16 protein-coding genes are annotated in these 15,540 nt (G+C 36.6%); 3 read left to right on the top strand and 13 right to left on the bottom strand.

All coding sequences use genetic code 11. The features are described from left to right. Nucleotides 1–47 precede the first annotated feature (47 nt). From FCJ93_RS16020 to yneA, 10 genes are all read right to left on the bottom strand, one after another. Entirely contained in the window at nt 48–407 is a 360-nt protein-coding gene (locus tag FCJ93_RS16020) for a response regulator (protein WP_137744169.1), read from the bottom strand. 390 nt (nt 408–797) lie between these two features. After that, complete coding sequence (locus tag FCJ93_RS16015) at nt 798–1,505, bottom strand: cytochrome c biogenesis CcdA family protein (protein ID WP_137744168.1); 708 nt, start codon at nt 1,503–1,505, stop codon at nt 798–800. A gap of 107 nt (nt 1,506–1,612) precedes the next feature. After that, the gene (locus FCJ93_RS16010) at nt 1,613–3,394 is read right to left on the bottom strand and encodes an ABC transporter ATP-binding protein (protein ID WP_137744167.1); all 1,782 of its coding nucleotides are present in this window, start codon (nt 3,392–3,394) and stop codon (nt 1,613–1,615) included. Next, a complete protein-coding gene (locus FCJ93_RS16005) occupies nt 3,384–5,147 on the bottom strand; it encodes an ABC transporter transmembrane domain-containing protein (RefSeq protein ID WP_137744166.1) in 1,764 nt (587 codons plus the stop codon). The genes FCJ93_RS16010 and FCJ93_RS16005 overlap by 11 nt, the downstream gene beginning before the upstream one ends. A gap of 322 nt (nt 5,148–5,469) precedes the next feature. Further along, nucleotides 5,470–5,688, bottom strand: coding sequence for a YneF family protein (locus tag FCJ93_RS16000; protein ID WP_095308355.1), 219 nt, complete (start codon nt 5,686–5,688; stop codon nt 5,470–5,472). Between the two features lie 167 nt (nt 5,689–5,855). Next, nucleotides 5,856–6,293, bottom strand: coding sequence for a sporulation inhibitor of replication protein SirA (sirA, locus tag FCJ93_RS15995; RefSeq protein WP_095308347.1), 438 nt, complete (start codon nt 6,291–6,293; stop codon nt 5,856–5,858). A 185-nt stretch (nt 6,294–6,478) separates the two neighbouring features. Beyond that, a complete protein-coding gene (gene tkt / locus FCJ93_RS15990; protein ID WP_137744165.1) occupies nt 6,479–8,485 on the bottom strand; it encodes a transketolase in 2,007 nt (668 codons plus the stop codon). Between the two features lie 241 nt (nt 8,486–8,726). Next, nucleotides 8,727–8,960, bottom strand: a complete 234-nt coding sequence (locus FCJ93_RS15985) for a DUF896 domain-containing protein (RefSeq protein WP_137744164.1) — start codon at nt 8,958–8,960, stop codon at nt 8,727–8,729. Between the two features lie 123 nt (nt 8,961–9,083). Then, a complete protein-coding gene (locus FCJ93_RS15980; protein WP_095308727.1) occupies nt 9,084–9,740 on the bottom strand; it encodes a YneB family resolvase-like protein in 657 nt (218 codons plus the stop codon). Between the two features lie 10 nt (nt 9,741–9,750). After that, nucleotides 9,751–10,065, bottom strand: a complete 315-nt coding sequence (yneA, locus tag FCJ93_RS15975) for a cell division suppressor protein YneA (RefSeq protein ID WP_095308327.1) — start codon at nt 10,063–10,065, stop codon at nt 9,751–9,753. Nucleotides 10,066–10,219: 154 nt separating this feature from the next. Between yneA and lexA the strand changes: the two genes are divergently transcribed. Further along, entirely contained in the window at nt 10,220–10,843 is a 624-nt protein-coding gene (gene lexA, locus FCJ93_RS15970; protein WP_095308320.1) for a transcriptional repressor LexA, read from the top strand. A 412-nt stretch (nt 10,844–11,255) separates the two neighbouring features. Here the strand turns inward: lexA and FCJ93_RS15965 are convergent, their stop codons facing one another. After that, nucleotides 11,256–11,603, bottom strand: a complete 348-nt coding sequence (locus FCJ93_RS15965; RefSeq protein WP_137744163.1) for a DUF4183 domain-containing protein — start codon at nt 11,601–11,603, stop codon at nt 11,256–11,258. Nucleotides 11,604–11,760: 157 nt separating this feature from the next. Between FCJ93_RS15965 and FCJ93_RS15960 the strand changes: the two genes are divergently transcribed. After that, nucleotides 11,761–12,141 carry a DUF4183 domain-containing protein gene (locus FCJ93_RS15960; protein WP_095308308.1) on the top strand — a complete coding sequence of 127 codons (381 nt, stop codon included), beginning with the start codon at nt 11,761–11,763 and terminating at the stop codon, nt 12,139–12,141. A 1,465-nt stretch (nt 12,142–13,606) separates the two neighbouring features. Here FCJ93_RS15960 and FCJ93_RS25690 read toward each other — a convergent pair. Then, the gene (locus FCJ93_RS25690; protein WP_268951597.1) at nt 13,607–13,738 is read right to left on the bottom strand and encodes a hypothetical protein; all 132 of its coding nucleotides are present in this window, start codon (nt 13,736–13,738) and stop codon (nt 13,607–13,609) included. A 269-nt stretch (nt 13,739–14,007) separates the two neighbouring features. Here FCJ93_RS25690 and FCJ93_RS25305 point away from each other — a divergent pair, with 269 nt between their 5' ends. Further along, on the top strand, nt 14,008–14,091 hold the full coding sequence (locus FCJ93_RS25305; RefSeq protein WP_137744208.1) for a YjcZ family sporulation protein: 84 nt from the start codon (nt 14,008–14,010) through the stop codon (nt 14,089–14,091). 672 nt (nt 14,092–14,763) lie between these two features. On the opposite strand, the gene FCJ93_RS15945 is transcribed toward FCJ93_RS25305, so the two are convergent. Then, nucleotides 14,764–15,420, bottom strand: a complete 657-nt coding sequence (locus FCJ93_RS15945) for a hypothetical protein (protein ID WP_137744161.1) — start codon at nt 15,418–15,420, stop codon at nt 14,764–14,766. Nucleotides 15,421–15,540 lie beyond the last annotated feature (120 nt).

Here is a 15,540-nt window from a genome sequence, read left to right as displayed (position 1 = left end):
AATACGCACAAAAGCCATTCAAGGCTATTCCCTTAAATGGCTTTTCATTAGCTTAACACCCGGTTGACTGCTTCTACAACTCTTCCTTCATCAAAAGGTTTAACAATAAAATCTTTTGCTCCTGCTTCAATCGACTCAACCACCATTTTTTGCTGTCCCATCGCTGAACACATGATCACTTTCGCATGTGGAAATTCTTTTCTAATTTCCTTTATTGCATCAAGACCGCTCATTTCTGGCATTGTAATATCTAGCGTAACTAGATCTGGAGTGAGCTGTCTGTAAAGTTCAACAGCATCCCTTCCATTTTCGCCTTCACCGACAATCTCATGGTTTGCTTTTGTCAAAATATTCGATAAAGTCATTCTCATAAACTTTGCATCATCGACTATTAATATTCTCGCCATCGTTGTATACCCCCAGAACTAACACAAAAGAATATCCATGATAGATTTATCTTTAACAAAAGCTACTTCACGAAGAAGATATCCTGATGGCTAACTTCTTCCAATTCTAGTAAGTGCATCTATCAACTTCAATTTGCGTTACTAAAAAAATACTTCAACGAATCGATTTCACTAAGTATGATAACCATTAAAAAGCAAACAATATTAGCAAATAAAATTTGTTAAAAACAAATAAGCGCTCGCTTTTAAACATGAAATAGATTCAATAATAATATAAAGGAAAAAGTTAGAAACTTCAATGAATAGTATCCGACAAATTTCTTACTAATTTGCCAATTTATATCCAATTACAGTAGCTCTAACAGGGTTAAAAGTCATGTCTTGAAACTATTAAAAGCCGAGAAAACCACCAAATAAACCAGAAAACATAGCAATGATCTTCGTCATCCAATCAAAGAACAGCACAATTCCCATCACAATCATAATATAGCCACCAATTTTCATGATTAAAATATTATGCTTCCTGATCCACTTCATTTTTCCAATGAAGAAAGAAAGGACAAAAAACGGAATCGCGAATCCAAGAATATAGGCGACCATATAAACAAGTGCGGAGCTAGGATTAGCTGCTGCTAAAGCGATGACCGACATTAAGATTGGACCTGTGCACGGAGTCCAACCTGCTGCAAACGCAATCCCAATTAAAATAGAACCAAAGTAGCCAGAGGGTCTATTTTTAAATTCAAATTTTCGATCCTTCATTAAAAACTCAGGATTTAATATTCCGACAACCATAAGGCCAAAGAACACGATCAAAATCGCTCCTAATTGGCGAATAAGGTCTTTATATTGAGTATAAAATTCCCCAATGAAACTTGTACTAAAGCCTATCGCTATAAAAATAACCGAAAATCCTAATAGGAAAAAAAGCGTGTGTAAAAGGCTCCTTCTTTGCAGCATTGCATTCTCATTTTTTAATTCACCCACTGACATTCCCGTAATATAAGAGAGAAACGCCGGGTATAATGGCAAGCAGCAAGGTGAAATAAAACTAAGGAAGCCAGCCCCGAATGCAAGAAAGACGTTCACATCTGTCATGACAACAACTCCTGAAAATGGTCTTTTTACTTATCCATTTTAACAAATATCCCTTTAAAATGATATGGAATAGAATATGAACATCCTGTGTCAATCTTACATGCCACTTAACCTACCACATCCTCCAACTTTTCCGTAACACCATTTTGTAGTAAATACATTTTATGGTACAGCCCTTTTTTGGCTAACAATTCCTGATGTGTTCCTCTCTCAACAATCTCTCCATGATGCAATACAAGAATGAGATTTGCATCTTGAATAGTAGAAAGGCGATGGGCAATGGCGATCGTCGTTCGTCCCTCCCGCATGCGAGCCAAAGCTACCTGAATCGCTTCCTCTGTCTCTGTGTCAATGTTTGCAGTCGCCTCATCAAGCACTAAAACCTTCGGATTGGCAGCAATCGTACGCGCAAAAGCAATCAATTGCCGTTGACCACTCGAAAGAGTCGAACCACGTTCCACCACTTGGTGTTCCAATCCATTATCAAGTTTCTCTATAAAGTGATGTGCCTGAACAAATTCAGCTGCCTCTACAATTTCTTCCTCAGTTATTTCACCGTTGTGAAGCCGGATATTTTCCTTGATAGTCCCGTAGAATAAAAATGGATCTTGAAGAACAAGGCCGATTTTTGCTCTTAATTCATCCTGTGGGTAACTTCTAATCGATTTTCCATCGATAAGTATTTCTCCGCGCTCAAATTCATAGAATCGCATCATTAAATTGATAATCGAGCTTTTCCCGCTGCCAGTGTGTCCGACAAGTGCTACTGTTTCACCCGGTCTTGCGACAAATGAAATGTTTTTTAAAACATCTCTTTTTCCATCATAAGAAAAACTGACATCTTTAAATTCAATTTGACCGTTCGTCATTTTTCCTCCTGTTAGGGCCTGCTGAGGTGCTAATTCTTCTTCATCTAATAATGTAAAAACTCTTGAAGCCGCTACAATCGCTTGTTGATATAAAGAAAGTCGAGCCATTAAATTGTTAACCGGCTCAAAAAAACGATCAAGATAATTAATAAACGCGTACAAAACTCCAATTTCGACAGGACTGTTAAATGAAGTAATGCCGAAGAAGCTTAAAATTAAAATAAGCGCACCAATATAAACTAAATCAATAGCTGGCCTGAGCAAAAGCCCATCCACACGAATATTTTTCATGCCAGCAAAAAAATGCTTCTCATTTATCTCCTCGAATTCTTTCCGAAGCCTTTTTTCCTGTCTAAAAACTTGGATTACGCCCATTCCTTGAATGGATTCACTAAGCTTTGCATTAAGCTGGCTTAACCTTTCTCTCATATCATGGTAAAACTTTGAACTCAAACGTCTATAAGTACGAATAATAAAATAAAGAACCGGCAGAATCAATAAGCAAAATAGTGCAAGCTTTACATTGAGTACAAACATTGCAATTAAGATTCCACCCATTAAAAAACCGCTTTGAATAAACGTAACAAGGACAGTCACAAACATTTCTTTAATCGCTTCTGTATCATTTGTTACCCTTGATACGATGCTGCCAGCTGGTGTTTTATCAAAGTACCTCAATCCTAATGATTGCACTTTCGCAAAAACGTCCACTCTCATTGCTTGAATGATTTTCAAAGCAATTTCTTGAAACTTTAGAAGTTGAAAGTATGAAACAAGCACATTTATAATTTGTATGCCCATGTAGGAAGCCCCAAGAATAAGGAGCGGTTCAAAAACAATATTCCTTGGTCTTAAGTAATCATCTATAAAAATGGACACGAGAATAGGCCCAAGAATATCTCCAACTGTTGCGATGAGAAGCAGCATAAAAGCAAGTACAATCGTCTTTACATGAGGCTTTGTGTAAGCAAGTAGGCGGAGTAAGACCCGTCTTTGCTCACTGCTACTGTTATTTTCCATAAAGTGAACCTCCCTGCTCCACGAGTTCTTCTAACTGCTGACGTACATACATTTCCTTATACCAACCATCCATTTCCATTAACTCCTCATGGGTACCTCTTTCTAAAATTTTGCCTTCATCCAATACGACGATAAGATTTGCGTGTTGAATAGCGCTCAAACGATGTGCTGTAATGATCGTTGTTTTCCCTTCCCTTTCATGTTTTAACGCATGTAAGATCTCTTCCTCCGTTTTCGCATCAACAGCAGATAAAGAATCGTCTAATATTAATACTTCCGGTTGCAATAACAGAGCTCTGGCAATCGATATACGCTGCTTCTGACCGCCGGAAAGAGAAACTCCTCTTTCGCCAACAATCGTGTCATAACCATCTGTAAATTCAAGAATATCATCATGAATATTAGCAATTTTAGCGGCCTTAAAAATTTTTTCCTCGTCAATCAAGGGGTTGGTAAAGGCAATATTTTCACGAATCGTAGCTGAAAATAAAAAATGGTCTTGAGGTACATAACCGATTGCCTCTCTTAATTTCTTTATTTTATATTCAGTGATCGCTCTTCCCCCAAAAGTAACTTTGCCATTTTTCAAATCAAACTCACGAATAAGAAGCTTTAATAATGTTGTCTTTCCTGCACCTGTTTTTCCTACAATCCCTAATGTTTCGCCTTGTTTTAAAGAAAAACGAACATCCTGCAAAACGGGTTCTTTTTCACCCGGATATATAAATGTTGCAATTTGAAAGCCAATCTTTCCACTCGGAATCAAATCAAGCGCGTCCTTCTGTTCTAATACCTCTGTCTTTTCAGCTAATAACCGGGAAACACGGTCATAGGAAGCTCTGCCTCTTTCTACAATATTAAAAAGCCAACCAAACGCAAGCATTGGCCAAATCAACAACCCTAAGTAAGTTGTAAAGGAAATAAGTTCACCTATCGTAATCTCATCATTTAATACATAACGCGCCCCAAAGACAATGGAAAGAAAAAAGGAGATTCCTACTACAATTGATATCGTTGGGTCAAAGAGAGAATCAATTTTGGCGACAGAAATATTCTTTTTAACCACATCGTCAGATTGTCTGCGAAAATCCTCAATATCCTCTTTTTCCTGCCCAAATGTTTTTAGGACTTTAATCCCACTTATACTTTCCTGTGTTTTATCGTTAAGAGCAGAAAATGCCTCTTGTGCTTTATGAAAGCGGCGGTGCAGCAAATTTCCATACCAGCTCGTCAAAATCGCCATTAATGGCATTGGAATAAGGGCAATGAGGGTCAACTTCCAGCTAATTGTCGCTGCCATTGCAATAATGACAAAGCCTCCGGTTGCCAAAGAATCTACTAAGGTTAGCACCCCGGATCCTGCTGTTTGCTGAATTGCCTGCAAGTCATTTGTGGCATGCGCCATCAAGTCCCCTGTTCTTTTTCTTTGATAGAACGATTGCGACATATTTGTAAAATGATCAAATAATTGCTTTCGCAGCTGGCGTGCCAGCTTCACCGCAGAACCGAAAATCATAATTCGCCAATAATAGCGCAGAACGTACATAGAAAGACCTGCGCCTACAAGCAGTCCTATCCATAACAATAGCTTGCCTGCTGCTAACGTTCCTTGGTCAATTTCATCTACGACAATGCCAATAATTTTCGGTGGTACAAGCTGTAAAAAAGCTACCATCAGTAAGAGGACAATCCCCGTTATGTATGCTTTTTTTTCTTGCTTAAAAAACCAGGATAATTGTAAAAAAACTTTCATTCTTTTGTCCTCCGTCAACAAAATACTGATTATTTGTGATGCGAAATGTTCATCTGTAACAGATAGCGATATTCTTGAAAGAAGATTCTGAATTTTAGTCAACTAACGTAGTTTAACAAATAATATTGCATTTAGAAAGACTATTTTTCATTTTGTAATGACTTGTTCTTTGCTAAAATTCAACTTCTTCATTCATACATATTTTCCGCAATTAGAACATTTGTTCTATTTTAACATATCAATCATTTTTAAGCTAGTGATTTTTATGTGCAAAATAAAAACCACCTTATCATCAAGATAAAGTGGCTTCAATTTCATTCTTTTATTTTCCTTGCTGCTTGTTCATCGCAGCCATCATTTGATTGATTTTCTTCTGGGATGGTTTTTGCCCCATTTGCATCATCATCATTTTAAGCATTTGTTCATTGATTGGCGGATTTTTCTTCAAGTAGCTCATCATATATCTACGAGCGATGAAAAATCCTAACGCTACTCCACCAAGCAGAGCAACTACGATTAGTAGATATCCCCACCAAACCATTTTATTTCCTCCTTCATGTTGTCTATCATACAGTGTACTAGACCAAAGGCTATTATACAATATTTGCACCAAATTTTCCTACCTTTATGAAAGGTTTTCGGAAATTTAATCATTATTCAATCGTTTTGCCTACTTACAACCGACTTCGATCACTTAAATCTAATCGTTTAAACAAATTTCCGTTCCTTTATAGGCTTCAACCAACCATAACGATCATTCAATAAATCGATTGCTAAGAAAGCTCCTTCATTTTTCCGTAAAACTTCAAAAAAGCATGTTTCTGCTTCATAACTGCCTTTGGCATCAATGGTTAAATAGCGATCAAAAATTTCTAGTTTGGCGAAGCTGCTTTTACCATAAGAAATTTGATAGATCCCGTTCTCAAACGAATATCCAGCCGTATTTTGCAATTGTTGTTGAATGTATTGATGAAGTCTGATACTAGGAATAGGCTTTGTAATATAAATAATTTGTTTAGTAATGATCGAATACAATTCTCCATAGGCCGATTCGTATTCCTTAAAAAGTTGAAAAAACATAGACTCTCTTCCAAAATAATGGGAGGCAAATTCATCTGTAATTATGTATAATTGATAACTTCTCAACCATATCTCCTCCTTCTTTCACATCCTTTCTTTCATTATAGTAAAAATTAAAGCGGATGTTTGTCTTAAATAGTTGAAAAATTCCGCTTTTTTTGTCGAAATCATTGTAAATCACTCATTTCCTTTGAAAAACGATGACCGATTCGCAAATAACGAATCGGCCATGCTATAAAACGAGCTATTTTTTATTGATTGAGTAATGATTTCACACGCGCCACAACATTTTGAACTGTAAAACCATATTCCTCCATAATTTTCTCTCCTGGAGCAGATGCACCAAATTGATCGATAGCCAAGACATCTCCCTCATCACCAGTATATCGGTGCCATCCGAGCGAAGTAGCCATTTCAATTCCTAAACGTTTCTTAACATTTTTCGGAATAACACTTTCTTTATATTCCTTTGTCTGTTGTTCAAAACGATGCCATGAAGGCATGCTTACAACAGATGCATGGATTCCTTCATTTTGCAGAGATTTTTGCGCTTCAACCGCTAATGATACTTCTGATCCTGAGGCAAGTAGAAGTACATCAGGAGTTTCCGTATTAGCAGGTGAAACAACATAAGCTCCCTTCGATACACCTTCGTATGCCTTATCTGCTGTACCATTCAATGTAGGTAAGTTTTGACGTGTCAGTACAAGGGCTGTTGGACGAGTAGTCGATTCTACAGCAAGCTTCCATGCAGCAGCTGTTTCATTTCCATCAGCAGGGCGCAACACATCAAGATTTGGCATTGCTCTTAAGCTGGCTAAATGTTCAACCGGTTCATGTGTCGGTCCATCTTCGCCGACCGCAATACTATCATGTGTAAATACATAAGTAACAGGCAAATTCATCAGAGCTGCCAAACGAATAGCAGGACGCAAGTAGTCAGAGAAGACAAAGAACGTTCCGCCAAATACTTTTAAACCTCCATGAAGAGCCATTCCGTTCATCGCAGCCCCCATTGCGAATTCACGAACGCCAAACCAAATATTTCTTCCTTCATATGATTCAGGTGTAAAATCTCCAACACCTTTAATCGTAGTTTTATTTGAACCTGCTAAATCAGCAGAGCCCCCAATTAAATACGGAAGGTTTTTCGCAATGGCATTTAATGCCTCACCAGAAGATGCGCGGCTTGCTAGACTCTTACCTTCTTCATAAACTGGCAGATCCTTATCCCAACCCTCAACCAAATCGCCACTATTAGCAGTTTCGAATTGAACGGCTAATTCTGGATATTCTACTTTATATGAAGCATAAAGAGCATTCCATTCTTTTTCTTTCTTTTCGCCATTTTCAACAACCAGCTTTTTAAACTGTTCATACACTTCATTCGGTACATGAAAATCCTCTTCAAAAGTCCAATTATACGCTTCCTTTGTTAGCTTTAACTCATCTGCCCCTAAAGGAGCACCATGAACATCTGACTTACCGGACTTGTTTGGTGAACCGTAGCCAATAACTGTTCTAACTTCAATCATGGTTGGATGAGTTTGATCATTTTTTGCTTCCTCAATCGCTTTTGCAATCGCTTCAAGATCATTTCCATCTTCCACGCGAATATATTGCCATCCATACGATTTAAATCGTTTCTCAATGCTTTCTGAGAATGAACGATCTAAATCACCATCAAGAGAAATATCATTTGAATCATAGAGGACAACAAGTTTACCCAGTTGTAAATGACCGGCTAGTGAGGCGGCTTCAGCTGAAACTCCCTCCATTAAATCACCATCGCCACAAATGCTATATGTATAATGATCAACAAGCTCATAATTATCTTTATTATAGACAGCTGCCAAATGCCTTTCTGCCATTGCCATTCCAACGGCCATAGAAATTCCTTGACCAAGCGGGCCTGTCGTTGCATCAACTCCTGGAGTGTGACCATATTCAGGGTGTCCAGGAGTTTTGCTTCCCCACTGACGGAATTGTTTTAAATCTTCGATAGTAAGATTATAACCTGACAAATGTAAAAGGCTATATAAAAGCATGGAACCATGTCCAGCAGATAATACAAACCGATCCCGGTTAAACCAATGTGGATTTTTCGGATTATGGTTCATATATCTCGTCCAAAGTGTATATGCCATTGGGGCAGCTCCCATCGGCATACCAGGATGCCCTGAATTCGCCTTTTCAATCGCATCAATGGATAATGTTCTTATTGCGTTAACCGATAATGCATCTACTTGTCCAAACATTTGTTCTATCCCTCCTAATTATTCCAAACCTAAGTGAATTTTCGATCATAAGCAACTGTTTTATTACCTCGTATGTCTATCATTTCTAAACAAAAGGAAATCCACTCTACTTATTAAATATATAGCGGACGATTTGTTTTCTCAACAAAAAAGTGCAATTTGTTCCTATTTTTCCACTTTTGAATACAATTCTAAGTGTCCATAACAAAAAGGAATACAGTACACTGCATTCCTCAAAAAATTAGTGAAGTTTGTTTCTTTTTTGATATTCCTTAAGTTTTTTTGGAGTAACATCATTCCCTTTTGGATCAATAATTGTAACGCCCTTTAGCGTATTTAACATTGACGAACGAAAAGTTTCCAAATACTCTTTTCTAAGTGCAGATTGCTCCTTCACTTCTTCCTCAGTTAAACTCCCTTGCTTCGCCTTTTTAGCTAATTCATTAATTCTGGCCAACTTTTCTTTTGACAGCATAATTAAGCTCCTTTTTATGTTTGTTACATCTATAGATTCTTCATAATATTCGTGTCTTCATTCTATGCCCAAACTAGTAAATTTCATATTACTAGAATCTATAAGTGATTACAAGCAAAGAGCCTAGTTTTCATGTTTGTTGACATCATCCATATATTCCTTATATCTACGATGAACGGTCGCTTTTGAGACTGAATATCCAAAACCTCTTAATGTCGCAGCAATCTCAGCAAAAGTCAACTCATTTCTGCGCAAGCGAATGATTTCTTCTAAAGGTACCTCCAACTTTTCTCTACCACTGTTGAAACCAAGATTTTTAAGGTTTCTTTGAGGTTCGTAACCATCTTTAACAGCCCGCTTCATGCCTCTTTTAATTTTACTATTATGTAATTTCCTTTGGTATTCTTCCACCATTGCAACAATTTGTAAAACCATTGAATCCGATTCGGAGATTTGCAGCTCTCCGTTGTGAGCAATTGAAAAAAGAGAAACGCCCTCTTTCATAATACAATGAAGCAAGGCAATTTTCGCATTGCCTCTTCCCAGTCTTGTTTCATCTTGAATAAGAACAATTTTTACATCTTGATCTTTAATGATAGAAAGCATCTCCAAGATGCCTTCACGCTCATAATCATAGCCGCTCGCTTTTTCTTTTATCACTTTAATAACGTCAAGATGATATTGTTGAGCTAAGGTCAATAATTCTTCTTCCTGTCTTGCCAATGATGTTTCTTGGGTATCCTTATTTGTACTAACACGGCAGTAAATAATTGCTTTCATTGAATTATTTCTATTCATCTTCTCGGCTGCTGGCAATATATAATCCATCTTTCTTAACCGGAATGACGATAGAGTCTCCTACATAGATTGTCTCATCAATTTCATTCGCGTTTTTTACCCACTTGATAAATTCAGCAGGAGAAAGCTGATGTTCGTCAGCGTACGTTTCCGCAAACTTCCATAAGGAATCCCCTTCCTCAACTTTAATTGTTAAATAATCTTCCTCTATAGAAGTAGGCGTTTTTTCTGCCAACACAAATGCGAGTACAAAGCTCAAACCAATTAATAGAATTGCGTAACAATATTGATTCCATAGTTTCTTCATCTTTCACACCTCAAACTAAGAATATATGTTCGTTATTAATTTCATTATAATACGAACGTTTGTTTCTAGTCAATAAAAAGTTCGAACTTATGTTTGTATCAGTTGGAAATACATGCTATAATCAAAGCAAGAAATAGAATTCGAGGTGTGTAATATGGTAAAGCTATCAAAAAGACAGCAAGATATTCTTGAATTTATAAAAGACGAGGTCAAGCTAAAGGGATATCCGCCATCCGTAAGAGAAATCGGTGAAGCTGTTGGCCTCGCATCTAGCTCAACCGTTCACGGGCATTTAGCTAGACTCGAGAGCAAGGGGCTCATCCGCCGGGACCCAACGAAACCACGTGCGATTGAAATTTTAGAAGCTGATGAAGAAGCAAATATTCCGAAAAGTAGAGTAGTAAATGTACCCATTGTCGGAAAAGTTACTGCCGGACTGCCGATTACGGCAATCGAAAATGTGGAGGAGTATTTTCCATTGCCTGAGCGCTTTGCAGCAGACGACGAACATGTATTTATGCTTGAGATTATGGGAGAAAGTATGATCGAAGCCGGGATTTTGGACGGTGACTATGTCATTGTTAGGCAACAGCAATCTGCCAGTAATGGAGACATTGTGGTAGCAATGACTGAAGAAGATGAAGCAACGGTAAAACGCTTCTTCAAAGAAAAAGATTATATTCGTTTGCAGCCTGAAAACTCAACGATGGAACCGATTATTTTGAGAAACGTCTCCATTTTAGGAAAAGTTATCGGTGTTTACCGTCATATACACTAATCTTATCAATCTCTTAAAGCAGGTTATCCTGCTTTTTTTGTTCCTTTTGAATAATTTTTCTTCGTTTACTACATATTAAAAGAAAAAATTTTGAAAGGGTTTTTATATGAGCACTCTTATTTCTCAATTTCTAGTCAGCTTACTCTCTTCTTCTCTTGATATGAAGTATAACTTAAATTGGCATCGCAAACTCATTCTTCTCTTTATTCCCCTTTTTATCTTTTTTGCTTTTTTGCAAACAGAATATTTGCTTAAGAGAATAGAGATAAAACAATCGACAGAAACTAAAAAATAACTGGGAAAAGTTTAGCAATATTATCCGCTCTAGGCTGACTGCAAACAAATAAGTCGAAGACGTGAAGAACTAAAGACTACTAAAGGGCAACGATTACTTTTTCTTATCCCTCAATCATTAAAATTTTAACATTTGCAAAATCACCGGAGCACCTTTCGGGGGCACGTCTTCTGTTTTTAATGTAATTTCTCCTTTTTGCACTGCGTAGCAGTCCTTCGGCTGCAACACTCCGTTAATAAAAAGATTCATATATGATACTTGCGAGGGGGCAAGAATTACCTGCTTCCCTAATTCAGGAATTCCATCTACTTCTTTGTATGATTTTGATTCTCCATCTGAAACGGTGTAGTATTCGTATACTTCCACTTTTTTAGGAAGATGATGGCGGGAGATGACAGGAGGAATTAACGGAATGGTCAAAAAGGGTTTGATAAAATGATTGCGATCCCTATTTTTAGATGCCACCTTTTCTTTCCTCCTTTATGCTCACGATACATGCCTTTTTCAACATTATATAAATAGGTCGAGATTATGTGCTTGGTCTTACATTATCTATACGTAAGTTTAGTCAATAAATGACAACAGGCATAATATAGTAAAAACTTGGAAAGGAGGAGTTACCTTGCCCCTGCAGATTATGAAACTAGCAATTAGTGCAACTTCGACGATTAGCACATTTCCAACTGTTGAAAGATTCTTCACTGAAGCGGCAGAACAAGTTACTGGCGATGGTACTTTAACGATTGCGGTTGAGGATTTCTGGACTGACACTGGAGCAGCAGCAGACACACTTCCAGAATTAACGGCTGACAATAGCTACATTAATGTTTATATAAATGGTGTGCTGCAAATGGATGACTTAATTGCCTACACGCCAGGTGCTACTGGTGTAGGACAATTAGTGATAACTGTTCCTACTGGTTCAACAATTGAAGCAGCATCTCCAGTCGTCCTAGTTGTCACAAACTTTGCGCCAACAAGCGATACAACGATTATCACCTAAGTAAATCTCACCTCTGAAAATGATATTTCAGGGGTTTGTTTTTTTGCATATTACCATTTAATACGCATCAAAAAAAACAGATGCCTGTCAAAAAACCCTTCAGTTTAACGGAAAAGCGTGCGAGACCAAGCATCACACGAAATGAGGCAAAAATCGTTTTATCAACAATTCTGTTAATAAAGCTTATCTAATAAAGTTTATATTGATGCTTCATAAAATATTGAATATAATTTATGAAATGCCTCTGTAGCTCTAGAAGGGAAGAGCGCCGGAAAACATTGTAGAACCGGGTCGCAAGGCAAGGGTTTCAGAAGCACCGAAAAGCAAATTAGCTGAGGCAGGTGAAATTCCTAGCCGGTGAAAGTCCGTAGGGAAGCGTGTTCTCCCCTAGCCTATGCTTACGAAAGGAGTACGGGTTCGAATCCCGTCAGAGGCATCCTTTCATTAGAAAACTGATTAATTAAAGAGTGGGTTACACTTAACTTGATGGTTTTCTGAGCATGCGGGCATAGCTGCTATGATGGACTATTTAATATTTGATGAAGTATATTGTATTAGTGCACGGTAACAAAAAACTTTTGATATCATTGCTGTCGAGAAAGTCTGATGAAGAGAATTCCTGAAAATGATGCAAAAGTATCGCAAAAATAAATGACTGATATCCAAAATTAAACGATTTTCACCTTTTTGAACATTTCTCAGATGAATTGAATAAATTAAATTTGGGTACTCACCTATTTTAATTTAGGAAGTGTATTTATGAAGGAAATAATTCATTATAAATTGAGGAAGCCTATAATACTTATATTGGTCGGTTATTTACACTTGGTGGATCTGTATTATTCTTAATCGGCTCTTTCATTGCTGCAATTGTAGCTTATCAGACCTATACTAGATTGCTCATTGATTAACCCATCTTACTCTAAGGTGGGGCTTTTAGTGTTTAGAGCATATTTTTCATTTGTGATATCCCCTATAGAGTATTCTCCGATACAACTATGTAATAAAACAGGCGTTTTTCTAACTATAAACACTTACTCCACTCGAAGTCCGGTGATTAAAGCTCATTTACAGTCATACTGTGGGCTTGAGCAATGCATCATAGTATCACCGTTGTGACAGTTGATGTTCCTTTCCTCTCCCCCGCCACTTTACATCGTAAATTAAATGAACGAATTAACCCATTAATATGACTGACTAGGTGCGGTTGAATCAATGAAAAATGCCCTCTTCAACTTATCTGCATCCACAAAACTATCGATAAATCCATTCTCAGTCAAAAAAGTTGGCATCCTAAAATAATTTTGTAATCTCGTCCTAAATAGCCACCATTATCCTTCTACAAAAAATTTCACAGGCTTTTACTATGATATGTAAATAGTAATTTTTTTAATAATATTAAATTTCAGACATAAGACTTATTTTTTTACAAAGTTACTCAACAATATCATCCTAAAGAAATTTTTTAGGTACTTCCAATTTCAATTAATTCACCTTTTTTCAAGCTTGTAATGTATTTGTCCGTTTCAATTCTAGTGGTTAAGACATTTAATAAATAAAAAGGAGGTGTAGATAAATATGTCTCACTCAAGACCACGTATTTGCCCACCAAGAATTCATGTCAGAAATGAATTTGTTACACGAGTCCATCCAATCATTCATCCAGTTATCCATGTAAATCGTATTAATGTAATAGACGTACCAAAGCATATAATTAAACCAATAAGAAGAACTGAAGTTGTGCATCATAGACCAAAATTTAATTGTTAGTAAGTTTCAATGTGCATTACGAATCTATTATTAAACCATGGTTTATTGCGTTCTGTTGAAGGAGGTGTAGTTGTGAGCTACGAAGATGGAAGAGGTATGGGTGCAGGATTTGCATTAATTGTCGTACTCTTCATCCTACTAGTCATTGTGGGAACTGCATATATTGGCGGTAGATACTAATTATCCCCAGTCTGGATTTTTAGAATTCCCGTCACTAAAAGAGAAGCAGACGGTTTCGCTTCTCTTATTGTTTATGTCGCATAATATTTTATATTGTTTCTCCAGTTAATTAACCGCAATGACCATTAATTTCAATAACTTCATTCCCCTCATTCTACGTTTAGTATCAAATTCAAGCTACTTCGACAATTGAAAGTTCTATATTAACTGAAGACGATGGTCTGTTTAATGAAAAGTAAGAATAGACGCTTTCAAAAAACCGATTAACTCTCTATTAAGTAAATTGGTGCAGCTAAAATATACCTTCCTGATTCAACCACAGCAGAATTCATTGAAGAATTTAATTTTTATTTTAACTACAAAACTATCAAAAAGCTTATTTAATTCCATGTTTCTCCTCTAATGTTATTTTTTATATTTCAAAGTTCTTTTTTAATCTCTTCCCAGTGAAGCATTACATTCCACCCCACCCCCAAGATGGTTTTGGACAAAAGAAAAAGCGCTCAATGTGAGTGCTTTTTAAATAGAATATCGGAATAATCTCAGTTGGTTAAAGAACTGTACCAACTTAAACCATATTTAGATTGCACATCTGCCCAAGGAGCAAAAAAAATCGTATTACCTGATTTCATCGATTCAAAACCTGATATACAAGGACGTACAGTGTCATGATCAATTTCCTCTGTAACACTTCCTAATAGAATTGTAATACTTATCTTTAACTGAACTACCACTATTTCTTTCTGCACTTTTAAATCCTTGGGAAGGAGCTTGACTTTTAGCCTCAAAGGACTCCTCATAATCAGCAGTTATTTTTATATAATCTCCGTAATTTTTTTCAAGAAACTTCTTCTGACAGCTTGTGATATTTTTTGTTGCTAATTCGATAATACCTTTATCTTCAAAAAGAGATATCGCTCCACTAATTCCCATTTCCTTTGTATATTGAATGACCTCATCCTGCAATCTAACTAACTCATCATAGCTTTTATCAACATATTTTACTTCGATTTCAATATTCTTATCTCTTAATTCAAGGATTTTATTGACTGCCCTATCAACCTTTTTTCCTAAATTAGTATTTTCGAAATTTTTTACTCTTTGTATGATTACCTCTGATTGCTCATCATTAAAGTGATAATAACCATCTTTCTTAATTTCTTCTGATATTAATCCTTCTTGCTCATAAATTTTTCGAATCTCTCTCATGATTGCTGCTCGTTTTTTACTTTCTTCAAAAAACTGTTCTTCAAAATCTGGGTCGGCTCTTTTACCCATGGCATATCCTTTCTCTTGCCCCAAAAAAATGAAAAAAGATGCTGTTAACAAATGTCTATGGCATCATAAAAATGTAGGTTATGGCATTTAATTTATGCAGTGCCTGGAAGGTACTGCATAAATTAAAAAAACCACTTGTCAACATTCCAAAATACACATACACTTCCTGTT

It is taken from the genome of Robertmurraya siralis (assembly GCF_005502275.1).
Taxonomy (GTDB): Bacteria; Bacillota; Bacilli; order Bacillales; family Cytobacillaceae; genus Robertmurraya; species Robertmurraya siralis.
The sequence above is the reverse complement of the archived record's forward strand: the minus strand, read 5'-3'. Positions and strand labels throughout refer to the sequence as shown.